The sequence below is a fragment of the Streptomyces sp. NPDC006335 genome (genome assembly GCF_040612795.1).
Taxonomy (GTDB): Bacteria; Actinomycetota; Actinomycetes; order Streptomycetales; family Streptomycetaceae; genus Streptomyces.
Map to the genome: position 1 here is coordinate 1 of NZ_JBEXQX010000032.1, position 21020 is coordinate 21020.

26 protein-coding genes are annotated in these 21020 nt (G+C 68.8%); 15 read left to right on the plus strand and 11 right to left on the minus strand.

The genetic code is table 11. The annotated features are described in order from the left end of the window. The first annotated feature begins 551 nt into the window (after window positions 1-551). Together ABZ098_RS43280 and ABZ098_RS43285 are read left to right on the plus strand one after the other, a co-directional pair. A complete protein-coding gene (locus tag ABZ098_RS43280; RefSeq protein WP_356600405.1) occupies window positions 552-3062 on the plus strand; it encodes a Helicase associated domain protein in 2511 nt (836 codons plus the stop codon). Next, entirely contained in the window at window positions 3062-3601 is a 540-nt protein-coding gene (locus tag ABZ098_RS43285) for a hypothetical protein (RefSeq protein ID WP_356600407.1), read from the plus strand. Before ABZ098_RS43280 ends, ABZ098_RS43285 begins: the two co-directional genes overlap by 1 nt. A 240-nt stretch (window positions 3602-3841) precedes the next feature. Here ABZ098_RS43285 and ABZ098_RS43290 read toward each other — a convergent pair whose 3' ends face one another. Continuing rightward, window positions 3842-4081, minus strand: coding sequence for a hypothetical protein (locus ABZ098_RS43290; protein WP_356600285.1), 240 nt, complete (start codon window positions 4079-4081; stop codon window positions 3842-3844). A 422-nt stretch (window positions 4082-4503) separates the two neighbouring features. On the opposite strand from ABZ098_RS43290, the gene ABZ098_RS43295 reads away from it, so the two are divergent. From ABZ098_RS43295 to ABZ098_RS43310, 4 genes are all read left to right on the plus strand, one after another. After that, a complete protein-coding gene (locus ABZ098_RS43295; RefSeq protein WP_356600287.1) occupies window positions 4504-4809 on the plus strand; it encodes a hypothetical protein in 306 nt (101 codons plus the stop codon). A gap of 35 nt (window positions 4810-4844) precedes the next feature. After that, window positions 4845-5396, plus strand: coding sequence for a sigma-70 family RNA polymerase sigma factor (locus ABZ098_RS43300; protein WP_356600289.1), 552 nt, complete (start codon window positions 4845-4847; stop codon window positions 5394-5396). Between the two features lie 486 nt (window positions 5397-5882). Further along, entirely contained in the window at window positions 5883-6197 is a 315-nt protein-coding gene (locus ABZ098_RS43305) for a hypothetical protein (protein ID WP_356600291.1), read from the plus strand. A gap of 631 nt (window positions 6198-6828) precedes the next feature. Beyond that, window positions 6829-7722, plus strand: a complete 894-nt coding sequence (locus ABZ098_RS43310) for a replication-relaxation family protein (RefSeq protein ID WP_356600293.1) — start codon at window positions 6829-6831, stop codon at window positions 7720-7722. A gap of 255 nt (window positions 7723-7977) precedes the next feature. Here ABZ098_RS43310 and ABZ098_RS43315 read toward each other — a convergent pair whose 3' ends face one another. Beyond that, complete coding sequence (locus ABZ098_RS43315; protein WP_356600409.1) at window positions 7978-8508, minus strand: DUF6233 domain-containing protein; 531 nt, start codon at window positions 8506-8508, stop codon at window positions 7978-7980. 360 nt (window positions 8509-8868) lie between these two features. Between ABZ098_RS43315 and ABZ098_RS43320 the strand changes: the two genes are divergently transcribed. After that, window positions 8869-9069: a hypothetical protein gene (locus tag ABZ098_RS43320; RefSeq protein WP_356600295.1), complete on the plus strand. Its 201-nt coding sequence runs from the start codon at window positions 8869-8871 to the stop codon at window positions 9067-9069. Between the two features lie 299 nt (window positions 9070-9368). On the opposite strand, the gene ABZ098_RS43325 is transcribed toward ABZ098_RS43320, so the two are convergent. Genes ABZ098_RS43325 through ABZ098_RS43335 form a run of 3 tightly spaced genes read right to left on the minus strand, consistent with a single transcriptional unit; the run spans window position 9369 to window position 10899 of the window. Continuing rightward, on the minus strand, window positions 9369-9584 hold the full coding sequence (locus ABZ098_RS43325) for a hypothetical protein (RefSeq protein WP_356600296.1): 216 nt from the start codon (window positions 9582-9584) through the stop codon (window positions 9369-9371). 26 nt (window positions 9585-9610) lie between these two features. Beyond that, complete coding sequence (locus ABZ098_RS43330; protein ID WP_356600298.1) at window positions 9611-10543, minus strand: anti-sigma factor RsbA family regulatory protein; 933 nt, start codon at window positions 10541-10543, stop codon at window positions 9611-9613. Continuing rightward, on the minus strand, window positions 10543-10899 hold the full coding sequence (locus ABZ098_RS43335; RefSeq protein WP_356600300.1) for an STAS domain-containing protein: 357 nt from the start codon (window positions 10897-10899) through the stop codon (window positions 10543-10545). Before ABZ098_RS43335 ends, ABZ098_RS43330 begins: the two co-directional genes overlap by 1 nt. Window positions 10900-11241: 342 nt before the next feature. Here ABZ098_RS43335 and ABZ098_RS43340 point away from each other — a divergent pair, with 342 nt between their 5' ends. Further along, on the plus strand, window positions 11242-11526 hold the full coding sequence (locus tag ABZ098_RS43340) for an ANTAR domain-containing protein (protein ID WP_356600302.1): 285 nt from the start codon (window positions 11242-11244) through the stop codon (window positions 11524-11526). A 20-nt stretch (window positions 11527-11546) separates the two neighbouring features. Here ABZ098_RS43340 and ABZ098_RS43345 read toward each other — a convergent pair whose 3' ends face one another. Next, window positions 11547-12026, minus strand: a complete 480-nt coding sequence (locus ABZ098_RS43345; protein ID WP_356600304.1) for an ATP-binding protein — start codon at window positions 12024-12026, stop codon at window positions 11547-11549. Between the two features lie 136 nt (window positions 12027-12162). Here ABZ098_RS43345 and ABZ098_RS43350 point away from each other — a divergent pair, with 136 nt between their 5' ends. The 5 genes from ABZ098_RS43350 (at window position 12163) to ABZ098_RS43370 (ending at window position 15587) form a co-directional block, all read left to right on the plus strand. Further along, window positions 12163-12540: an STAS domain-containing protein gene (locus tag ABZ098_RS43350; protein ID WP_356600306.1), complete on the plus strand. Its 378-nt coding sequence runs from the start codon at window positions 12163-12165 to the stop codon at window positions 12538-12540. A gap of 80 nt (window positions 12541-12620) precedes the next feature. Continuing rightward, a complete protein-coding gene (locus ABZ098_RS43355) occupies window positions 12621-12836 on the plus strand; it encodes a hypothetical protein (protein ID WP_356600308.1) in 216 nt (71 codons plus the stop codon). A 369-nt stretch (window positions 12837-13205) separates the two neighbouring features. Further along, the gene (locus ABZ098_RS43360; protein ID WP_356600310.1) at window positions 13206-14153 is read left to right on the plus strand and encodes an ATP-dependent DNA ligase; all 948 of its coding nucleotides are present in this window, start codon (window positions 13206-13208) and stop codon (window positions 14151-14153) included. Window positions 14154-14361: 208 nt separating this feature from the next. Continuing rightward, window positions 14362-14583 carry a DUF6207 family protein gene (locus ABZ098_RS43365; RefSeq protein ID WP_356600312.1) on the plus strand — a complete coding sequence of 74 codons (222 nt, stop codon included), beginning with the start codon at window positions 14362-14364 and terminating at the stop codon, window positions 14581-14583. Between the two features lie 146 nt (window positions 14584-14729). Beyond that, window positions 14730-15587, plus strand: a complete 858-nt coding sequence (locus tag ABZ098_RS43370; RefSeq protein ID WP_356600314.1) for a hypothetical protein — start codon at window positions 14730-14732, stop codon at window positions 15585-15587. A gap of 19 nt (window positions 15588-15606) precedes the next feature. On the opposite strand, the gene ABZ098_RS43375 is transcribed toward ABZ098_RS43370, so the two are convergent. Further along, the gene (locus ABZ098_RS43375) at window positions 15607-15909 is read right to left on the minus strand and encodes a hypothetical protein (RefSeq protein ID WP_356600316.1); all 303 of its coding nucleotides are present in this window, start codon (window positions 15907-15909) and stop codon (window positions 15607-15609) included. A 555-nt stretch (window positions 15910-16464) separates the two neighbouring features. On the opposite strand from ABZ098_RS43375, the gene ABZ098_RS43380 reads away from it, so the two are divergent. After that, window positions 16465-17265, plus strand: coding sequence for a ParA family protein (locus ABZ098_RS43380; protein ID WP_356600318.1), 801 nt, complete (start codon window positions 16465-16467; stop codon window positions 17263-17265). Further along, window positions 17262-18164, plus strand: coding sequence for a hypothetical protein (locus ABZ098_RS43385; protein ID WP_356600320.1), 903 nt, complete (start codon window positions 17262-17264; stop codon window positions 18162-18164). Before ABZ098_RS43380 ends, ABZ098_RS43385 begins: the two co-directional genes overlap by 4 nt. 134 nt (window positions 18165-18298) lie before the next feature. Here ABZ098_RS43385 and ABZ098_RS43390 read toward each other — a convergent pair whose 3' ends face one another. From ABZ098_RS43390 to ABZ098_RS43405, 4 genes are read right to left on the minus strand one after another with little or no spacing between them, the layout of a single operon-like run. Then, window positions 18299-18823, minus strand: coding sequence for a hypothetical protein (locus ABZ098_RS43390; RefSeq protein WP_356600322.1), 525 nt, complete (start codon window positions 18821-18823; stop codon window positions 18299-18301). Further along, window positions 18820-19503 carry a hypothetical protein gene (locus ABZ098_RS43395; protein ID WP_356600324.1) on the minus strand — a complete coding sequence of 228 codons (684 nt, stop codon included), beginning with the start codon at window positions 19501-19503 and terminating at the stop codon, window positions 18820-18822. The genes ABZ098_RS43390 and ABZ098_RS43395 overlap by 4 nt, the downstream gene beginning before the upstream one ends. Next, window positions 19500-20564, minus strand: a complete 1065-nt coding sequence (locus ABZ098_RS43400) for a phage Gp37/Gp68 family protein (protein WP_356600326.1) — start codon at window positions 20562-20564, stop codon at window positions 19500-19502. Before ABZ098_RS43400 ends, ABZ098_RS43395 begins: the two co-directional genes overlap by 4 nt. Then, complete coding sequence (locus ABZ098_RS43405) at window positions 20557-20925, minus strand: hypothetical protein (RefSeq protein ID WP_356600328.1); 369 nt, start codon at window positions 20923-20925, stop codon at window positions 20557-20559. Before ABZ098_RS43405 ends, ABZ098_RS43400 begins: the two co-directional genes overlap by 8 nt. Between the last annotated feature and the right edge of the window lie 95 nt (window positions 20926-21020).

Below are 21020 nucleotides of genomic sequence, written 5' to 3' on the forward strand. Positions count from 1 at the left end.
CCCATACAAAATAAGTCATGGTCTCACTGTAGTTCATACGTGTGCTCTTCCTAACCGCGCGGTCTGCTCCGCAGACACGACGCGCCGCCGCTACGCGGCGGATTCCGGCTTCGCCGGAATAACGGCGGGAACTCCGTTCCCGCCTACCGGATCACTCCGTGATCCGGGGGCCCGGCCTCCGGCCGGGCCCTGCCCCGTACCGGCCTGCTCCGCAGGCCAGTACGGGACCTGGCGCATCCTCCGGGCGCGTCAGGAAAGCAGCGGCGGCAGGGAGGGGTCGTGGCGGTGCGTCAGCGGCTTCCGCCTGACGCGAGTTTGATGTCCCGTCAACTCCGACCCCATCAAGGTCCGGCCACCCCTGACCACTTTCGGTCACTTCCGAAAAAGTCTTGTGCGTCACTCTCGTTAGCGGCTTGAATCTGGGATGATGGCAGAGTACCTCTTCGCTGGGAAGGTCAGCGTGAAGGGGCGTCATTTTGGAAACCGGATGAAATCTAGGCTGAGACTGGATTTCCTGAATACACTGGAGAATGTGGGGCCTTGTGACTGGCATGGAATTGAGGCCGCATCAGGCTGAGGCTGTCGATAATGTCGTCCGCATTCTCGGTACGCCGCCGGGTGGCCATATGCCGCCCGAGGGCCTGCGGACGCAGGTTATCGCTGCAACCGGCTCCGGGAAAAGCCTCATTGGCGCGGAGTCCGCGCGTCGCCTTTCCGCGCGTCGGGTGTTGGTGGTGGTGCCGACGTTGGATCTGCTGACGCAGATGGCCGGCGCCTGGCGTCGGGCGGGCCGGTCGGGGGCGATGATCGGGGTCTGTTCGTTGCGGGCGGAGGAGAGCCAGGGTCTGCCGTGCACGACCGACCCGGACGAGCTGGTGTCGTGGGTGGAGGGGTTGGAGACCGTGACGGTCTTCGCGACCTACGCGTCGGTGGGCCTGCGGATCCTCCAGCGAGCTCACGCGGCGGGCCTGGGGGTTTGGAGCCTGATGGTCGTTGATGAGGCCCACAGAACCAGTGGCGACGGCATGAAGCCCTGGGCTGCCGTGCACGACCAGGCGCAGTTGCCTGCGGAGCGGCGGTTGTACATGACGGCGACGCCGCGGGTGCGGGAGGCGGAGGGTGAGCGGCCGCGGTTGGTGGCGTCGATGGAGGACGGGTCGCCGGTGTTCGGGCCGGTGGCGTACAAGCTGACGTTGTCGGCGGCGGTGGGTCGGGGGATTGTTGCGCCGTATCAGGTGCTGTGTCTGGATATCCGTGACCCGGAGTTGTATGCCGCGATGACGAGTGAGGACTCCGGCTCGGATGCGGTGCGTGGGGCGCGGTTGGCTGCGGTGCAGGCCGGGCTGATGCGTGCGGCCGTGACGGAGCGGTTTCGTCGGGTGTTGTCGTTCCACAGCCGGGTGGGCGAGGCCGAAGCGATGGCGGCCGCGGTTCCGGTCACGGCGGGCCGGCTCGCTGAGGACGACCCGGACATGTACCCGCCTGCTGATCAGGTGTGGGCGGACTGGCTCTACGGTGAGCACGCCCCCGCGCATCGCCGCCAGGTGCTCGATGAGTTTGCCTCTGATTTCCTCGGAGGCCCCGGATATGAGGGCCGGGATGTGCGAGCGGAATTGCGGGTGCTTTCGTCGGTTCGCGTTTTGGGTGAAGGTGTCGATACTGCAGAGTGTGACGCAGTTCTTTTCACGGATGCGCGCGGCTCGATGGTCGATATCGTGCAGATGGTCGGCCGGGCACTTCGGCTGCATCCCGGGCAGGGAAAACTGGCCACGCTGATCGTTCCGGTATTCCTCGGACCGGACGAAGACCCCAATGAACTGCTGACATCCAACGCGTATGACGTGTTGTCAAAGATCTTGGGAGCCCTGCGGGCACACGACGCGGACACCATCGAAGCCCTCGCTGATCCCCGTCTGCGCAACAGCCGTCGGCCGCCCGACGACCACGGCGGCGAGGACGGTGTCGACGTCCTGGACGATGACGGCCAGGAGCAGGATCTGGTGCCGCCGGTGGGGGCTGCGGCGGCGGGGGTGCTGCGGTTCAGCGAGGAACGCGATCCGGCCGCGCTGACCCAGTTCGTGCGGCTGCGGGTCATCGATCCCGAGGGCGCGTACTGGCGGCGTGGCATAGAGGCGGCCACCCGGTGGCTGCGGGAGACCGGCAGCAGCGAGCTGCGGGTGCCGTTCACGTACGAGACGCCTGAGGACTGGGGAGCTCTGGGGAAACATCCGCTGGGGGTGTGGCTGGCGGACCAGCGCCGGTACTACGCGGCCGGGACGCTGGAGGCCAAGCGCGTCACCGAGCTGGAGAACCTGGGCATGGTGTGGTCGGTGCACGCGTCCGCGTGGGAGGCCGGCCTCGCCGTCGCCCGCGACTACGCCCGGGTGCACGGTCACCTCCTGCCCAGTGCCTCCGTCGTGTGGGGTGGGGACGGGTTCGCTCTGGGGGCCTGGCTGAAAAACCAGCGAACGGCGGCCAAGAGGACGCGTGAGAACGCCGTACGCCGTGCGAACGGGGAAGAGGGCGTCTCGTATGCCGGGGAGCTGTCTGAGAGCCGTATGGAGGCGTTGAACGAGATCGATCCCGGGTGGGCCCCGGAGGGGTGGGAGATCGCCTGGCAGCGCTGCTACCGGCTCCTGCTCGCACACGTGAAGGCCGGGGGCGTGCTGCCCGATAGGCCGGGAGACGTCGTCGTCCAGGGCGAAGACCTCGCCGTGTGGGTTGCCGGGCAGGTGGCCGGGTGGGACCGGCTCGTGCCCGCGCAGCAGTACCTGCTGGAGTCGCTCGGGGTCGATCCCGAGAGCGAGGGTGTGCCGGTGATGCCGGTGCGGCGGTCGCAGGATGAGCGGTGGGTGGCCAACATGGCGGCGGTGCGCCAGTTCCACGCCCGCGAGGGGCATGTACGGGTGCCGCGCAAGGCCGTGGAGGTCGTGGACGGGGTGCCGCACAAGATCGGCGCTTTTCTGGACAATGCGCGGCGCCGGATCGGCAAGATGAGTGCGGAGCGGTGCAGCGAGCTGGCCGAACTCGGTGTGGAGTGGGCCATGGAGGGTGAGGCGTGATGTGGGCGGCTGAGGATGTGGCTCGGGCCACGGTGCGGCGCCAGGGCGAGGGACTGGACCGGGGGCAGGTCGCGGCGAAGGTCGCGGAAGCCGCACGGCGTGAGCAGGAGACGCGGGAGCAACTGCGCGCGCCCGCGCCCGTGTCTGAGCTGGACGGGCTGAGGGAGGACCCGGAGCGGCTCGCGGCGGTGTGGGCGGCCCGGCACACGGAGTGGCGGCGCGTCGCCGCGCTGATGGAGCAGGAGAGCTGGCCGGTCTACGCCCCGGAGCAGGACGTATTGGGCAGCGAGTGGGCGCGAGAGCGCGAGGCCGTGCGCGATGGTGCTCTCGCCCGTCAGGTCGCGTGGCAGAAGGAGCAGCGCGACGCGCGTGACGAGCTGCAGGCGTACGTGTGGCTGCCCGCCGATGTAAGCCGCCGGCTACGGGCCATCGTCGCCCGCACCGGCCTCACACCGGAGCAGCTTCTCGCCCAACTCGCCGACCAGGTCCGTCTGAACGACAACGGCACTCTGGCGGTCGACGCCTTCGCGCCGCGTTGAAAGGCGGTCCGAGTCCGCGATCGCGGACTCGGACCGCTGACGGGCTGGCAAGTGCCTGTTTCTGCACCCCGTCGTTGGACGGTCATGGAGTTCAGCGAGTTCGCGATGTACGAGGCCGCACTGATCCGGGCCGACACGACAGACGAGGAGTGGGCAGAACTGGTACGGCAACGGCCCAGCCTGGAGGGTGCTTTGGCTGCCCGTCAGAGCACGGCTGAGTCGCCCACTTCGCGGTAACACTCAAAGCTTCCTGACCCTTTTGGCGCGGGCGACCAGAGCGTCGCACAGGATGCTGTCGGGCGTGCGTGCCATGCGAAGCAGCTCCCGCATCACCTCGGCCTTGTCCCAGCGGATGCCGGTCTGTTCCCACAGATCCACGATCCATTGGTCGATCTCCCGTGCCTCGGCTGGGTCGAAGCGGACTGTTGTCGGGATGGCACCCTGCGCCTTCGGTGCCGGCCGGGGGGCCGTGTCGTACATCGTCTTCATGGCTGGTCAACGAGCGGGTAGCGTGGAGGACGTGCGGCATCCTCACCCAGGTCACGCTGTTTGCTCCGCGTGCACTGGTGACCTGTGACTGCACCGACCGTACGGCCGCGGCGGCGTCCATCCGGGGGAGCACCACGCCACGACTGCGGTGTCCGCAGCCATGGCGCCTCTACCGTGCGGTCATGGAAGACACCCCCAATGCCCGAACCCGTATGTGGCTGCAACGGACTGGAAGCCTGATACCGCAACAAGCAGGTGGCCGCACCCGGTCGGTACACGTTGATCAAATCCGATCTCTGTGCGGGCAGTTTCGGAGGTTTCCGTTCTCGGGGGGAGAATGACGTGGGGTCGATCGTCGAGTAGGTGAAAGGCGCCACCTACGCGCCACTGACACCCGACGGAGACCAACTCACATGACGTCGTCCTTGGACTGGGCCGGATTTGTTTCGGCTGCAACGGCCACCGCGCAGGCAGCGGCCGTCATGGTGCAGGTGTACTGGGACCGGTCACAACGCGGTACCGGGACGGCGGAGCGCGAAGGCTGCCCCCGTAAGCCCCACCACGGGAAGGCCTTCCTGCCCGACACTCGTGTGGTCCGCGTAAAGGTCAGCGTCAAAACCACCGCCCGTATGTCGGTCACGCTGGTCGTTCTCGAAGACGGCGGAGCCGGCGGCGCGGGTTCGTCTTCGCTGCCCGCGAGGGGATTCCGCCTGTGGTAGCGGGGGAAGCTGCCGCGGAGTCTTCCGAGCCTGCGGTGAAGGTGGACCTGGGCCAGAGGCTGGTGGACTACTACGAGACGTTCATGGCGCAGGAGACGCAGTTCTTGCGCAGCATGTGGAACGGCAAGCTCTCGGAGCAGGCCTGCGAGGACGTCGCCCAGGAGGCGTTCATGAGGGTGGCACGGAAGGTTGCTGCCGCACAGCTGGGGCCCGGCGTGAAAATCGGGGCCTACCTGCGCACGACCTCATGGAATCTGGCACTCGACACGCTGCGCGCCCAGAAGCGGACCGATTCGGTGGATGACACCGTACTTATCGCGGCGTCCGACTCGCGGAATGAGGACGTGGATCCATTGACGGAGCTGGTCCGGCCCGCGATCGAAGCTATGCCGCTCAGCAGGCGCCGCACGGTCGTGCATCTGCAGAGCCAGGGGCTGGACGACGCGCAGATCTCCGCGGCTCTGGGCATAGCCGCGGACCGGATCCACCGGGACCGGTACGCAGCGGTCAGCGAGTTGCGCAGCGAGCTGAGCCAATTCATTCGGGATGGGCACAAGAAGACACGACGTGCGAAGAAGGACAGGTGAGGGTTGTGCGCCGCTTCACTGAGGGCAGCGGCGGCCGCCCGACACCGGCGGTACCGGCCGAGCTGCTGACACTCATGGACAAGCTCGTCGGGCCCCCTGACGTCTGGGATCGTCCCGACGGAGACTTCGGCCCCTTGAGCGACCTGTACGAGCTGGATGTCGAGGCGCGCCAGGGAGCGAACTCGTTGTACCGGCTCGGCTCCAGGGCTCTGGAGCGTAATGAGCTGTCCGCAGCCGCCGACTTGCTGGGATCGGCGGCCGCCGCCGGCCATCCAGGCGCGTTGTTCCGGCTCGCTGTGGTCGCGCTCCGTTCCGGTAAGGAGTGGACAGACAATGCGTGGTTCTTCGTCGCCGAAGCCGCTCGGCATGGGCACGGTGACGCCCAGCGGCTTTTGACCGCGTCCGCCAGCCGCCGCCCCCTCCCCAGCGGAGCCCCGCTGGTGGAGGACATTTCGTTCTTCGAAGAGGTGTGTCATCTGCTCGGAGTTGACCCAGCCCCTCTCCAGTCGGTCCCACCCGGGCTTCGCCTGCTCCCGGGCGGCGAGCCGCTACTCGGCGCAGCCCATGGCCGTCACCGACCCCCCTCCTGCCCAGCAGACGGAGGACCAGCAGCCCACGGACGAGCAGGTCCAGCCGCCCCGGCCGCCCCAGCAGGCCGGGGAATCCGGTGAAGCCAAGCCCTCACACGAGGCCAGTCCGCTGGCTGGGCTGCTCAAGTTCACCATCGACCTGCTGACCAGCCTTACCCGCGACCCGCGTCGTGGTAGCCGCCCGAGAGCGCAGGCTCTGATCGGCCAGTAGGAAGGGCCAAGGACGCCCTGGCGTGATGCCGGGGGCGCCCTTCACCCTTCCACAGTTGGGCTCTCCTGTGGAGCCCAGCGGGGCCCGCAGCGACCAGCAGCGGTCGTCCGGGCCCTGCGCAGGCCGCACGCCCGGTGGACGGTCAGAAGGCCGCCCGGAGTGTTGGCAATGCCTGGCTGCGAGACCTGGGTGTCAGCTCGTCAGGCCCAGTCCTGGGCGTCCTCCTTGTGGCGCCGGCTTGCCCGGCGCCAGGCGCGGAGGCCCCGCCGACGCGCAAGCAGCGAGGACGGCGCCCCGATCCCCCGAGGCGCGCCGCCCCGTCCCCGCCCTTCCCTTTCTCCTGTTCTTCTCGTCTAGGGGGTGTGGGGGTGTGCAGAGGGGGATGTCGGCCTGGCGACCACGGCCCAACCAGCTTCTTGGCCTGCGGGTTTGTGGGCGGGCGTGCGGGTGGGGGCGGAGGCTTGTCGGTCGGGTTGTCGGAGGGGATGTGGGCCTGGTCGGCGGAGGTGTTGTCACTTCGTGACCGTGGTCGGGCCCTCGTGGTCGGCCTTCTGGTCGGGGGTGGCCGCTGACCTTTCCGGTATGCGCGGCGCGGGCAGGCCGGCGCCGTACCGGAAGGGGAGCGGGGTTCGTGGTGATCGGAGTGGACGCGGGTGGTGGGGATCGGTTGGCGTTGGCGGTGCTGGTGCAGTACCGGATGGCGACGACGGAGCAGATGCACTGGGTGATCGCGCCGGGGGTGCGGATTGAGCAGACGCGGCGGCGGCTGGCCCGGCTGCGGGAGGAAGGACTCATCGAGCGGATCACGCTGCCGCAGGCCGGGCGCAGGCGGGTGTGGTTCCCCACCGCGTACGGGGTCAAGGTCGCGTGCGAGTGGCCCGAGTTGCGTGAGCGGCGGCCCTCCAGGACGGCGTCCGATCCGACCGCGGTGCGGCTGGCCGTCGGGCACGGGCTCACCGTGACGGAGACGGGGCTTGCCTTCCTGCAAGACGCCCGCCGCCGCGGCGATGTGTGCCGGCCGCTGGACTGGATGACCGAGGTCCACCACTCGATCGGCAACGGGCACGCGGTCATCCCCGACGCGCTCCTGTACTACCGGCACGGCCCTTCCAGCGACGGGTCGATGCTGCGGGCGTTCGTGGAAGTCGACCGGGCCACCATGGGCCCCGAACGCCTCGCCGCCAAACTCGCCTCGTACGCCCGCCTCCACAGCTACATCCCCACGCTTCCGGGGCGCCGGCCCACCATGCAGGAGCCGCGGGTGGAGGGGTGGCGGCAGCGCTACCCGCTGTTCCCGCGGCTGCTGTTCGTCCTGGACGGTACCGGCCCCGTCGGCATCGAGAACCGGATCAGCGCCCTGCGCGCGGCCACCCGAGAGCTGGCCCTGTACGCCTTCCTGCGCGAGGCCCCCGTCCTCGTGGCCCCGTTGACCGACCTGCTTCAGGACGGCCCTTCAGCGCCCGTGTGGCGCCCCGTCCAGGACCCCGGCAGCAGAATCCCCTGGGACCTGAGCCGGGACACGTAACCCGCGGCGGTGGCCCGGGCGCGCGCAAGTACGCGGAAGCCGCTGCTGCCCACCGCCCGTTGGGAGGGGGTCCTCTTCCTGCGGCTGTCGCGCAGGAAGAGGTGTCGGTGTACGGGAAGGGCTTGCCCGGCCGGGTGACCTGGTGAAACGCGGCCCGCTGGAATAGGTGGGGGGCAACCCTCGGTGCAGCTTTCGGTGCAACGGTGGGTGCACCTGTCCAGGCAACGGTGGGGCCCACCAAGGAAGCAACTCTGATCAGCCGTCGGAGCCGTCGGAGCCGAGGTGGTCGAAGCCTTGGAGGACGGGCGACAGTTCCTGAGCGCAGCCGCACAGCACGCACAGCCGGGTGCCGGGGTGTTCCGCCGCGTCCAGGGCCTGGTCCAGGTCCAGGACGGGCGCGCCGGCCGGGGCTTCCTCGCAGTCCGGTGTGTGCAGGACGGAGCGGGCCGGGCCACGCTCGCCGCGCAGTTTCTGCAGCACCCATCCCGACGGGCGGCGCGCTCCGAGGACCTCGCGCGCCGTCGACTGCGGTGTCCTCTCCAGGCGTTCGGTGTCGACCTGGTCGTAGTCGACACCGTCGACCGGCCGCACATGCTCGGGGGCGCGCACCCACACCCGGTACTCCGTCACCTCGACACCGCCGTCCTCGCTGTTGCGGTAGGCGGGCAGCCCGACCTGGTAGAGCCAGCCCGTGGAGGTCTGCTGCCGCTTCCACAGCCGCGCGACGACTTCCTGGCCGGGGGTACCGAGCAGGGGGTCGGCGGGCAGCACGAGACGGACCGGCACCGCGGCCGGCGTCGAGACGGAGTTGGAGCCGGAGTTGGAGGGCGGGGTCACCGCACCACCGTATGCGGCCGTCCTCACGTGCGGAACGCGCGGCCACCGGCGTCCTGGGCAAGCCTGTGACCGAGGGCTTGCCCTCTCAACCGGGCAAGCCCCCGACACGCCGGGGCAAGCCTGTGACCAGCCATGGACGGGGCAATCCGGGCTCGCCCCGGGCCGTGGTCGGGGCTGTGGTCGGGGGCGCGACCACGCTCTGCGGGCGACACGGCACCCCGGAGCATCGCTCGAACCTTCGTGCTAACCGGGTCGTATCCTGCGATGCAGGTGACGGATGTCCGTCGCCCGGAACAGAAGGCGCACCCGATGACCACAGCCCCGCCCCCGATCACGGAGCCCGACCCGTCCGCGCTGATCTGCCCCGGCGACAAGGCCGGCCCCTGCACCGGCTGCCAGCGCAAGACCCATCGTTACGGCACCGGCGGCAGCCCGCTGTGCCAGTGGTGCATGGAGTCGGTGAAGGCCAATTGGGGGCCCAACGTTCGCCACGTCAGCACCCGCCCGTAGAAGGGGCGGCAGAGCGCCGCCGGGCACCCGTCCCATCGCTATCGCGAGCGCATGCCGATCACGGCCGCATGTCCCTCGCCGGCGAGCAGTGAGGTGCTGGCAGGAACGGCGTCACAGGGCATCCGGCTTCGCCTTCCGCTGTGCGGGTTCCGGTCGCAGGGTCGCGGTGGAAGGGATAGCGCGTGACCTGGATGCCGCCGGAGCCCCCGCTGACCCCGTCGCCGCAGCTCAGGGCGGGCTGGGCGACGTGTCCGTTGTCCGTGTCGAGGCTCGTCCGCGGTGGAGGGGGCGGCCTCAACTCAGCGACGCCGCCAGGCCTGAAGGATTTCAGCGCAGGGGAGGGCCCGCTTGAGCGGATCCTCCAGTGTGTCCTGCTCGTCCTGCGTCAGGGCGGCGAACAGGGGTTCCTTGGCCAGGACCTTCGGCAGCCGTTCCCGCAGCTCGGTGCCCTCGGAGGTCAGGACCGGGGCTGGCAGACATGCAAGGTTCGTGTCACGAACGGGGCGGGCGGCCACCCGGGCAGGTGGCCGTCCGCGCGTTGTCACAAGCTGAGGTAGAAGCGCACGGTCGTGCCGTCGTCGCCGGTGTGCAGCCGGACCAGGTCGGCCACGTAGTGGACGAGCATCAGGCCCCGGCCTCCGAGTTGGCCGTGCTTGGGCGGGCGGCGACCTGCCAGTGGATCGGTCAGCCGACCCGCATCGCGGACTTCGCACACCAGTTGCCCCTGCTCGACCCAGACCGCGAGGGTCCCGCGGCCGCCGCCGTGGACCACGCTGTTGGTGGTCAGCTCGGCGACCGCCAGCTCGACATCCATCAGCCGTTCCCCTGTCAGGCCCAGCTGCGTCGCCTGGGTGAGAGCGAACTGGCGGGCCGCTGGAAGGTCCTCTCCGCCGTAGGGGAAGACCGCGGCGTCCGGTGCGGGCGTCAGCGGCTGGTTGTACCGGTCGACGACCGCCTGCCAGTCGTAGGTGGCGCTGGCCGACGCTTGTCCATCCCCGTTGATGAGGGTCGGGTGGGTGACCTTCGCATCGGCGACGACCTGGGCATCAAGTCGCGCCTCGTCGTAGGGGCACAGGATCGTCACCGCCCGGCCCTCGAACGCCGCGTTGATCAGCGCCTCGTGCTGCGCGCACGCCGGGTACTCCACCGCGCTGCGTCCTGCCCAGATCGGCTCGCCGATGATCCGCACACGCCCCTGGGGGTGGGCGTCGGCGAATCCGCGCAGCACCTTGGGGATGATCCGCCCCGGGTTGCGGCCAGCGTCGGTCATGTCCAGGAACAGGATGCCCTCGGCATCTTCGCCCAGACCTGTCTTGATCAGCTCCAGGTTGGGGCCGGGCACCGCCACGGCCATCGGCTCGCCGTTGGTCAGGCCCTCGCGCAGGAAGGCCACCGTCTGCTGCGTGTACTCCTGCTCGGTGCGGTAGAAGAGGGCGGGGTGCACGAACGCCTCGCGGGTGGTCACCGTGCTCATCACGAAGCCACCTCGATCCGGTCCAGGCCCGGCCAGAACATCTCCAACACCCGCGGCAGCTGCGGCGGGGGATTCTCGACCACAACCCTCCCGTCGGGCAGGTTCATGGCGGTGATGGCCAGCGCGGTCACCCCGGCCACGTCGACGAACGCCACATCCGACAGCTCCACGTACGAAACGCCCGCGTGCCGCCGGGCCAGTTCGGACAGGGCCTGCTCCCAGGACGGGCGGGTGAGGACGCTGATCTCACCGCGGGCACGTATCCCAGAACGACCACCGGGCAACGGGCTCACCTCCAACGCGGCCCTCCCGGGCTCTACCGGGGCGGTCCCGCCCACCGCATGTGGGACATCCACGCTCGGACTCCTTCACATCAAGCCGCCTGCCAACCGTCCCGGCACGGGCAGAGGAAAAGATCCTCCCGACTGGGCAGTGTATCCAGGCGGCAGAACCCGGTTCTGTCAGCAGGTGGCGCCCCGTCCCAGTGAGCCGGGGGAAGCAAGTTCCCGCGGCTGGCCTCCGAACGCTACGACCAGAGGGACTGGCCGCCTAGTGACGCGTTGGAATCGGATGGATGCTGACAGGAAACCCGGGCAGGCGTGTGAGCGTGCCCCTGTCCGCTGTCTTTCCTGGTGATTGCCTTGGCCTCGTCCGTCCCTCCCCGTCCTCAGTCCGCATCGGTGTCGGCGGATGAGCTGATGGAAGAGCGGGAACGGTTGCGGGCGGAGAACCGGCAGCTGCGGCAGGCCCTCGCCTCGCACGCCGTCGTCGATCAGGCCATCGGTGTCCTGACCGTCCTGGGACAGATACCGCCGGGCGATGGCTTCACGGTGCTGCGGGAGGTCTCCCAGCACACCAACATCAAACTCACCCAGGTCGCTGAACAGGTCCTCAACCACGGTCAGGGCGCGGCGCTGCCGGATGTCCTTCTCGGAGAACTGCACGCGGCGCTGGCCCGCCAGGCCGCCTCACGGCCTGTCTGACCGGGGGCGGGCCCGCGCTTCTACAGGGGCCGCCGTCCGGCGATGGCGCCGCCTGGGTCGTCCAGGAGGGCGATGCGGGCGGTGATGCGCTTGCCGACCGGCTCGCGCTGGGCTTCGAAGCCCTGGGCGACGGCCATCACGATCTCCAGGCCGTGCTGGCCTACGCGTCCTACGTCGGCGGCCCTCGCCACCGGCAGTACGGGATCGCTGTCCCACACCATCACTTCGACGGCGTCCCTGGCGATCCGCAGGTCCAGCAGGACTGGTCCCGGCGCGTACTTGAGGGCGTTGGTGACCAGTTCGCTGACCACCAGCTGGGTGAGGTCCATGGCACGCTGCGAGACTGGCAGGCCGTGCTCGGCCTGCACACGGGTGAGGAAGCCGGCGGCGAGATGGCGGGCGCGGGCGATGCACCTACCGTCGCCTTCCAGAGCCACCGTGGTCTGTATGGCCTGCTCCCCCGGCGCCGGGCCGTTCTCACTCACGGGAACTGATGGCATCGCGGTCCCTCTCTCCCCCGTTCACACCCCACGCGTACCCCCAGCACGCTCTTTACGCCTTCGACATCAAGGCATTACCCACCCTGTCCAGGGGCGGCACTGCAGGTGAAAGTGCTGGTGTGCCAGGATCACCGGCATGACTGGGGACGAGATGCCGGACACCGAACAAGCTCCGCAGCCAGACCAGCTGTCGATCGTGGACACCTCCAGCGAGGGCATCCGCATCCTCACTGTCGCCGGTGAGATCGACTACGACACATGCGAAACGCTGCGCGAGGCACTGGACGTCCCCGCCACGCCGCCGCCACGCCTCGTAATCGACATGCGCCAAGTCACCTTCATGGACTCCACCGGCATCAACCTCCTCATCGCCGCCCACCAGAGCGCCACCGACGCCGGTGGCTGGATACGCCTGGCCGCACCCACCAGTTCCGTCATACGCACCATCCAGATCGTCGGCCTCGACGCCCTCATCGACTGCCATGCCACCCTTCGCGAAGCGCTCAGCCCCTGAGCCGTAGAACGGTGACCGCATCACGGCTACAACCCGTCAGCCACGATCCCCGGCACCATCACGGCGCAAAAATGTTCACCATGGCACCCATGCGACCGGTGACCGTCGGCCCACCCGACAGCCAGGGCGGCCGATTGGTGCAGATCCACAACTACGACGTCGGCCGCGCCTACGGCCTGTGGGACATGATCGTGTTCCTCCATCGCGCCGGGCTCGACGTGGGAGAAGAGGATGAGATCGCCGCCTCGGCTCTGGTCGAGTGGATCGGCGGAGGCCCGACCGTCTGGGAACCGTGACCAGCGAACGCCTCACCCAAGCCGAGCGCACTGACATTGATCATGAACAAGTTGCCAGAGTGACCCCCTCCTTCACCTCGAAACGGCCTCCACGGGAAGTGCCACAGCCACCGCGGGATCGCGATCCCACGAAGTCGCCGGGGTGATCGGCACAGCACGTCCCGCCGATGGCAACCAGGACGCGCAGAGGTGCTTCTCGATGGGCCAGGGGTATGCGGAGGGCGGGCTGATGTCCGAGCACGATGAGCGAATGCTGTTCACCGAGGCGTGCTTCGGCGGATCCGGCGGCACCGCTGGCGACTCCAGACACGACAGCATCGGAGTGCTCTGTGGAAGGGATCCGGGGTGACGTGGACGCTGCCGGAGCCAATGCTGAGCACTCCCGTGGCCGAGCCCGAGCTGCAGCCGGGCTGGGCGGGGGAGCCGAAGTGGGACGGGTTCAGGGCTCTGTTGTCCGTCGACGCGGGCCAGGTGGTGCTGCGCTCGAGGCGGGGCACTGAGATGTCGGCATCGTTTCCGGAGATCGTGGCCGGGGCCGTGCAACTGCCGGACTTGAGCGCCTTCGACGGCGAGCTAGTCGTATGGGATGCCGCGGGCCGCCTCGCGTTCGAGCGGCTGCAGAACAGGCTTGCCCGGCGCGGAGCCGGGGCGGCCCGGGCGGCACAGGAGTGGCCGGCCCACTTCGTCGCATTCGATGTCCTGCGGCTGTCCGGGGCGGACACGACCGGATGGCCCTACTGGCGGCGCAGAGCCGCCCTGGAGTCCGTGTTCGCCGCCCGCCGACTGGCGGCGCCGTGGGTATTGTGTCCGTCGACCACCGACCCGGACACCGTGCGCGAGTGGCTGACGTGGACCTCGGTCGGGATCGAGGGGGTGCTCTTCAAGCGGCTGGGCGATCCCTACCGGCCCTCAAGGGGCTGGCAGAAATACAAGGTGCACGAGACCACCGAGGCGATCGTCGGCGCGGTCACTGGCTCCCTGACCGCTCCCCGCGGGCTGCTGCTCGGCAGATACGACGACCACAGGCGCCTGCAGTACGTCGGACGCACCACCACCCTCGCCCGGGCGGCCAGCGCTACGGTCGCCGACCAGCTCGCTACGCCACGGCACGGGCATCCATGGACGGGCTGGTCGTTCTCCGCCGGGTGGGGCAGCCAGGAGACGCTGAACGTCACGCTGGTGGAACCCGAACTGGTGGTGGAAGTCGGCGTCGATGTCGCCCGCGACGCCTCAGGCCGCTGGCGCCACCCCGCACGCTGGCACCGCGCCCGCCCCGACCTCACCCCCGCAGACGTCCCCACCTTCACACCGCCGTAGCACGGCCTTCGGGCTGCACCGCCCCGTCCCGGCACGCGCCACCAACACTGACCTGCCTTGGTCGGGTCTGCGGTCGGGGTGTCCACCACCGTGGTCGGGGTCGCCGCACAGTTCCTCGGTAGCTGGTCGGGACCGGCTCCCCAACACAGACGGGTGAAGACCGCCTCGTCGCCAGAACCTTCACCAGCTCCCACACGTCATGCCGGACATGAGGCCAATCCATGAAGCGCACGTCGAACAGCCGGGCTTGGCCGTCGTCGAGGTCGCGGCCGCCGACGACGCGACCGCCTTCGCCGTCCAGGACCTGCTCGCCAAGCACTGCGCGATCGCGCCAGCCGACCGCACCGTCCGCGAACCCGGCGAGCCCGGCGTCCGGCTGCGCATGTTCCTGGACCTACGCCAGCAACCCGCGCGTAGGCCCAGTCGATAGAGTCCGTGCCGGTCCGTGCCGAACGCACTCGGCACAGGTCAGCCCCTCTCCGGGGATCAGTCGCGGCGGGCCTTGATGAGGCTCGGTGTCTGCTGAATGAAAAACCAGTGCCACGCTCCTGTTGGCGATAGGTACGATCCATCACCATGCCGAGCACCGCGCGTCCCCGATTCTCCGCCCGTATAGGACTCGCCGAGCCGATTGACGACGGACCGTATGACGGCGTACCCAGGCACCTTGTCGCTCCTCTGCAGGAATGGGTTCAGGGAGAGCTCGAGTCGATTCCGTACAGGGGAGACGACTACGACGAGGTGGAGCGGACGATCTGTCTGCGGTTGCGCCTCGACCCAACGCACGGTTACGACCAGGCCCTGACCAACGCCACGGACGCAGATCTCCTTGACGTCGTGGACGCACTGCTCGCGTACCGAGTGGAACGCCGGATCACTGCTCCAAAACACCTGTCGAGGCTCGACTCGATCCTCAATGAAGGTGGCTCGGCTTACCGCATCAGCGACTCGCTCGATGGGCTGGAGGAGCGCGTAACCCCCGCAGTGCGGAACGCCATCCGGCAGACCGTTGCCGATGCCGGCACCACGGCTACAACCGGTTCTGCCGCCGACCACCTCTCCGCAGCCTGGCAGAACGCGTACGGGCGCCAGCCTGACCCGGTGCGCGCGTATAGCGAAGCCATCAAGGCAGTCGAGTCCGCAGCCCACTCTGTGGTCGAGCCCCGCAACAACAAGGCCACCCTGGGCTCGATGCTCGGAGAACTTCGTACGGCGCGCCACAAGTTTGGCACCGCTCTGGTCACAGCTCCCGGCAAGGACCCCGTTCTTCCCGTGGAAGAGATGATGCGCGCTCTGTGGGAAGGCCAGACCTCCCGTCATGGGGCTCAGACAGCTACCGTGCCCGAGACCCTGGATGCGGCCAGAGCCGCAACCCATATCGCAGCCACCCTGGTCCAACTGTTTGTCTCTGGTGCGGTGACTCGCTCTTCCTGATCGCAACGCCGGGACGGCATCACAGACCTGACCCCAAGCCTTCGGCACGTAGCGCCTGCGCGGCCCTTTCACAGGCCCGGGCAACGTGCTCGCGGAAGGGGTAGATCTTCGGGCTGGTCGCGGCCTTCCGTAGGGCCGCAAGGGCCTCGATCCATTCCACGGCGTCCTCGGGCAGGGTGTAAGGCTCCCCGTTCAGTCGTTGAGCCGCACGCGGCGCCAGTGGAACCTGGTCTTGATCCCGGAGCGCGATGGTGCGCACCACGGTCTGCGTGCGTTCCACGACCTCGCGCACCGGCTCGAGGCTCTGCCCGCCCTCGCTCACGGGACGCTCTGCGCGGTCCTGGGCACTGCGCAGCTCCCAGGCCCGACGGCGATGCACAGGGCCGCAGTAGCGCGGTGGCCGGCCACGGCCGCCGTACACGACCGGCTCACCGCACCATGCGCAGGTACGTTCCACGAGCCGCTCGCGTGTGGAGCTCTGAGCCCGCTCACTCTGCTCTCCTAGTTTCGTCACAAACGAAACTCTAGAAGCTTGTGGGTATAGGCGTTACGGGGCCCTGGCTCCAGAAAGCGGACTGCGTCCGGGTCAGGTGAATGCCGTGCACTTGCACCCGGCCAGTGGTCGAGCACCCGGCGGGCTGTGCGAGCGTTGTGGGTTCTGCGGGGCAGCCACCGGGATTCTCTCCTCAAGTCCGCATGGCGGTGGCGGGGGTTGACTACGTCCACTTCGCTCGCACGGGCTCCGGCTGCGGGGACCAGGCGTCAGCCGCAGTCGGCCTGTGGGGCATACCTGCCCGTCACCTCCGGCCGAACCGCTCCTTGTCGATACGCTTCGCTGCGTGAGTTCGGCGTATCGACTGATGGCGAAGGTTCCGACATGAGCAGAGTGCTGGCGGTGTACAGCGAGAAGGGCGGCGTGGGCAAGTCTGCCCTGTCCGCAGGCTTGGTCGCGGCCGCACGGAAACGGAAGCTGGACGTCATCGCAGGCGATCTGGATCCGCGGGGGACCTTCACAGCGGAGCTCGGTATCTCGGCAGACGAAGCGCCGGCGTTCTCCATGAATGACTTGCTGGCGCTGGATCCGCAGGGTGAGACCGGTCTGGCCGCGGACGCGTTTGCTCCCGCCTCGGAGGCATGGTCGGGGGTTCAGGTCATCGCCGCGGAGCGGGCGTTGGCCAACCGGGAGACCGACAACGTGGCTGTCGGCCTGGAGTTCCGGCTGCGCCTGGGGTTGAAGGGTGTGGTCAAGGAGGGCACGGTCGCCATTCTCGATTTGCCGCCTCGCGCCGGCGGGAAGCTGGTGACATCGGCGCTCGTGGCCGCCACCGACGTGGTCATCCCGGCGACGCTGGACGAGGACGGCCGGGTCGGTGCCAAAGAGGCACTGAGCACGATCAAGCTCGTCAAAGACTTGGGGATGAACCCCGATCTTCGGGTGGTCGGCATCATTCCGTCGATAGTGCCGGGCGGCGCCAGCAACCTGAAGGACGTCATAGGGGATTACCTGGCGGATACGTATGGCGATCTCTACCGCCGTGATCTGACGATCCCCCGACACGCAGTGCGGCAGCAGACACGGTTCGCCTGCGTGCCCATCACCGATGCGTCCGGCCGTGAGGCTCAGGCGCTCACCGACGTTTACGACCGAATCCTCACGGCATCAGGAGTGGAAGCGTGAGCAACAAGCTCATTGCGGCGGGGAGCAGCCGCCTCAAGAAGGCCGCCGACTCGTCTGTCGACCCGGCGGTTCCCGCGGAGCTGCAGAAGGTGGCTGCGCAAGCCGCGTCGACTGGCACGTCCGCTCCGGAGACCAGTATCTTCGCCCACGGCCGGGTTCTGAGCGCCGACGACATCACCGGCACCCCTGAGGAGCAGCTTGCCTTCATCACGGACCGGCTGCACGAGATCGACCTCGCGGGCGCACGTGCCGAGGACTTCACGGTCCTGAACAAGGCGGTGCTCCTCGAGGTTGCACGGGAGCGGGAGCTCCACGTGGTGGCCGGCCACAGCAACTTCTCGGTATGGGCGGCGGATGTGCTCGACGTCGAGCCGAAGTACGTTTTCGAACTGCTGCAGGATGCGGAACGTATCCGCGCTATCAGCGAGTTGGGTCCCGATCTCGCTCAGCACCTGACGCGGGCGTCGGCCCGCAAGGTCATGGCGGAGGTCATCAGCAATCAGGGCCTGGAGACAGCCCAGGTCGTCATGTCCGAAGGATTGGCCAAGGCTGCAGAGCAGGGCAAGCGGCGTCCGACCGCCGCCGTGCTCGCCTCGATCGCCAAGGAGCTGACTGCGCCCTCTATTCCGGCGCAGGAGTCGAGGTCAGAAATTTCTGACCCTCCCGCTGTACCGTCGGCACCTTCGGAGATCACAGCTCTGGAGCGGGCGGTCGCTTCACTGAAGGAGCGCGTGTACGCCCCCTTGGCGCCCGCCGCGGTGCAGGCGGCACTGGAGGCTGACCCGGAGGCTGCGCGAGTCAGCTTGGCGGCGCTGGAGAAGGAGCTGGGTCGCGTAGCGAAGCGACTGGCCGCTGCACAGCGCGCCTTCGCCTCAGCCCAGGAACACGCTTCCGCGTAAGACTCTGGGGGGCAAGGTCAGAAGTTTCTGACCCGAGCGCCTTCCTCATCGAGGGCCGGAAACACAAAAAGGCCCGTACCCCCTGCGCGCTCGCGGGGAGGGTACGGGCCTTCTTCGTGCTCAGTCGTGGTGCGTCAGGGCGCCCAGGTGGCGGGCGCTCCTTGGTCAGGGTTGGGGATGCTGGTGGTGGTTGGCGGGGCGGCTGGGTGGCGCATTGCAGTGATCGGGATGGCGCCGTGCTCGGTGGGCGGTGCCCAGACGAGGCGCCAGGTGTTTTCCCACTCGCAGGCGCACGGGTGGTCCGGGTGCGGGTGCCGTAAGAAGACGGCATGCGTATGGACGGCGCGCGGGATGCGGGGGATAAGTACGGAGGGGTCGTCGCCCGGGTAGAGGTGCAGGGTCCGCCAGTTGTGGACGCGGTCCATGTACGCGGCGGCGGCCTCGATGGTGTCGGCCCACCGCTGATGTCCGAGGACGACGAACCGTTCCGGGTAGAGACTGTCGTCGTTCGGGGCTCCGATGCCGGCGACGTACAGCCCGTTGTAGGTGATGAACCCGGCCGCGTCCTCACTGCTGGGGGTCCAGAGGCCTTCGGCGGGGACCGTCGTGCCGTCGTCAGCCTCGCTGGTCTCGATCTCGTACAGGGTCGTGGTGGTCACGCGCTCACCTCCAAGATGGCGTCAGCCAGGAGCGCGACGATGTCAATGTCGTCCGGGTCGGCGTAGCTTGCGTGGTCGCTGACGTGGAACACGGCGTCCTTGGCGGTGACGGTGAAGCCGGGGATGACGGTCGCCGCGCGGCCTTCCAGCTCGGCGTTGAGACGGTCGGCGTCGCGGGAGGCGAGCCAGGTCTGGGTGTAGGGCCCGAGGCGGAGCAGGGTGTAGCCGGTGTTGTCGCTGCGTCGGGCTTCGACGTGGACGCCGTAGTGGGCGGGGTCCATGCCGACGTCGTCAGGGAGGGGTAGGCCCGCGGCGGCGTGGGTGAGCATTGTGTAGGCGGGCTGCCAGATGCCTAGGATCTTGGACGTCTCGCAGCGCAGCCAGCCCCTGTTGGTATAGCCGAGCTGGCGGCCGTGGCGGTAGGCCGTCGCGTGTGGGGTGTCTGGGTGGCGCAGAGCGACGGCGATCAGGTCGGGGCCGTGATCGTCGCCGGGGCGAGGCTGGGCTCGCTCAAGGAACGGGCCAACCCGTACGGCGATGTCCTGGTGGCAGCCCGGCGTCCAGGGCTGTGGGTCGCGCATGGCGGCGAGCAGCTCGCGAAACTGGTCCACGATGGCCTGGTCCTCGGGGGAGATGGCGCCGGGAGCGTGGCCGCAGCGATGGAAGAGACGGCGCTTCACCGGAGAGTCCTGCCTTCCAGTTCGATGGTGGTGTGGGGGGTGCCGGATGCCGGGAACGCGTTGTGGAGACGGTCGTCCAGGAGGCGGCCGGCGTGCTTCTTGCCGACGCGGCGCATGCGGACCACGTTCGGCATGGCGGGTGCATCGGTCTCGTTCCAGGTGCGGCCCTGGCCGTCGATGAGGACGGTGGCTCCGCTGTTGTGCCCGTGCGTTTCGGGGGCGAACTCGCCCCACTGCTTGAAGAAGTACGGCACTTCGGCAGCGGCGCACTGGTCGCGCAGTGAGCGAGCCCAGTCGGGGTGCATGGCGCGTGCCTTGGGTCCGGACTCGCCGCCGACGATGACCCAGTCGATGCCGTGGAGCGTGCGGCAGCAGCCGCCGGCGTGGACGTAGGAGGCGGTGAGGCCGTGGCCGCGCTCGCTGCCCATGGTTCGCACGGCCTGCTTTAGGTCGACCGGACCGAGCAGCGGCTCGCAGGACAGGAAATGCACCGCGGCCGGGGTCTCCAGCAGCGCCGGTATCCGGATGTCCGCCCACCGCTGGTTCTCAACCGAGACCCCCAGCCACACGTTGGGCAGCGGTCGGCCTCCGAGCATCGCGCCGGCGGCGAGCCAGTCCTGTTGGCAGCCGGTGAAGTGCTCGCGCCCCTCGTGGGCGACCTGGTGCCAGAAGGACGGGCTGGACAGCAGGGCCCGCATGCGGGCGTGCCGCTTGGTGAGGATCTGGAAGGTGTGCTGGCCGGCGATCGCCATGACGGCGAACACCTTGGCGATGTACGTGTCGGGGATGTCCTGGTGGAACAGGTCGGACATACTGTTGAGGAAGACGCGGCGCGGCTTGGTCCAGGTCAGCGGCAGCCGCAGCCGGTCGGGGCGCAGGGTGAGGTCGAAGCCGTTCTCGAAGTGGTGGCCGCTGGTGCCGCGCCACCGTTCGGCGAAGGTTTCGGCGTAGCAGTGATCACAGCCTTCGCTGATCTTGGTGCAGCCGGTGACGGGGTTCCAGGTGGCGCCGGGGGTTCCGTCCTCGGAGCGGGTCCATTCGATGGGCGTGGTGTCAGCCACGGTCGTCTCCGTCCTGGACGGGGTGGGTGTAGCGCAGCGGTTTGCCGAGGCTGCGGGCGTAGGCGATCTCGCGGCGGGTGCTGTCGCCGATGTAGCCGCCGGGGTTGACGATGAGGACTTCGTCGGCGAGGTCGATCTTCTGCCGGTGCAGGGTGTCCAGCATCTGCTTGAGCCGGTCGGCCTGGACGGGGTCGGCCCACAGCGAGTGGGGCTGCTTGAGGTTGCAGCCGGGCGCGAGGACGATCCGGCCGGCCGCGGTCTCGTAGAGGTTGGCTTCGGCGAGCTGGCCCCAGTACGTGGTGGATCCGCACAGGGCGACGATCGTCACGCGCGGGCCCGGGGTGTGGGTGGGCTGCTGCATCGGTGTCCCTTCGTGGACGGATGGTGCCGGGCGGCGCTGGATCGGCCGCCCCCGGGGCTGGATGTTGAGCAGGTTCGTTGCTGGTCGGCGGCGAG

Coding starts and splice junctions, on each gene's coding strand:
- ABZ098_RS43280 (WP_356600405.1), top strand. CDS start 552: ATGGAATTGAGGCCGCATCAGGCTGAGGCTGTCGATAATGTCGTCCGC.
- ABZ098_RS43285 (WP_356600407.1), top strand. CDS start 3,062: ATGTGGGCGGCTGAGGATGTGGCTCGGGCCACGGTGCGGCGCCAGGGC.
- ABZ098_RS43290 (WP_356600285.1), bottom strand. CDS start 4,081: ATGTACGACACGGCCCCCCGGCCGGCACCGAAGGCGCAGGGTGCCATC.
- ABZ098_RS43295 (WP_356600287.1), top strand. CDS start 4,504: ATGACGTCGTCCTTGGACTGGGCCGGATTTGTTTCGGCTGCAACGGCC.
- ABZ098_RS43320 (WP_356600295.1), top strand. CDS start 8,869: ATGACCACAGCCCCGCCCCCGATCACGGAGCCCGACCCGTCCGCGCTG.
- ABZ098_RS43330 (WP_356600298.1), bottom strand. CDS start 10,543: ATGAGCACGGTGACCACCCGCGAGGCGTTCGTGCACCCCGCCCTCTTC.
- ABZ098_RS43340 (WP_356600302.1), top strand. CDS start 11,242: ATGGAAGAGCGGGAACGGTTGCGGGCGGAGAACCGGCAGCTGCGGCAG.
- ABZ098_RS43345 (WP_356600304.1), bottom strand. CDS start 12,026: ATGCCATCAGTTCCCGTGAGTGAGAACGGCCCGGCGCCGGGGGAGCAG.
- ABZ098_RS43350 (WP_356600306.1), top strand. CDS start 12,163: ATGACTGGGGACGAGATGCCGGACACCGAACAAGCTCCGCAGCCAGAC.
- ABZ098_RS43355 (WP_356600308.1), top strand. CDS start 12,621: ATGGCACCCATGCGACCGGTGACCGTCGGCCCACCCGACAGCCAGGGC.
- ABZ098_RS43360 (WP_356600310.1), top strand. CDS start 13,206: ATGCTGAGCACTCCCGTGGCCGAGCCCGAGCTGCAGCCGGGCTGGGCG.
- ABZ098_RS43365 (WP_356600312.1), top strand. CDS start 14,362: ATGAGGCCAATCCATGAAGCGCACGTCGAACAGCCGGGCTTGGCCGTC.
- ABZ098_RS43370 (WP_356600314.1), top strand. CDS start 14,730: ATGCCGAGCACCGCGCGTCCCCGATTCTCCGCCCGTATAGGACTCGCC.
- ABZ098_RS43380 (WP_356600318.1), top strand. CDS start 16,465: ATGAGCAGAGTGCTGGCGGTGTACAGCGAGAAGGGCGGCGTGGGCAAG.
- ABZ098_RS43405 (WP_356600328.1), bottom strand. CDS start 20,925: ATGCAGCAGCCCACCCACACCCCGGGCCCGCGCGTGACGATCGTCGCC.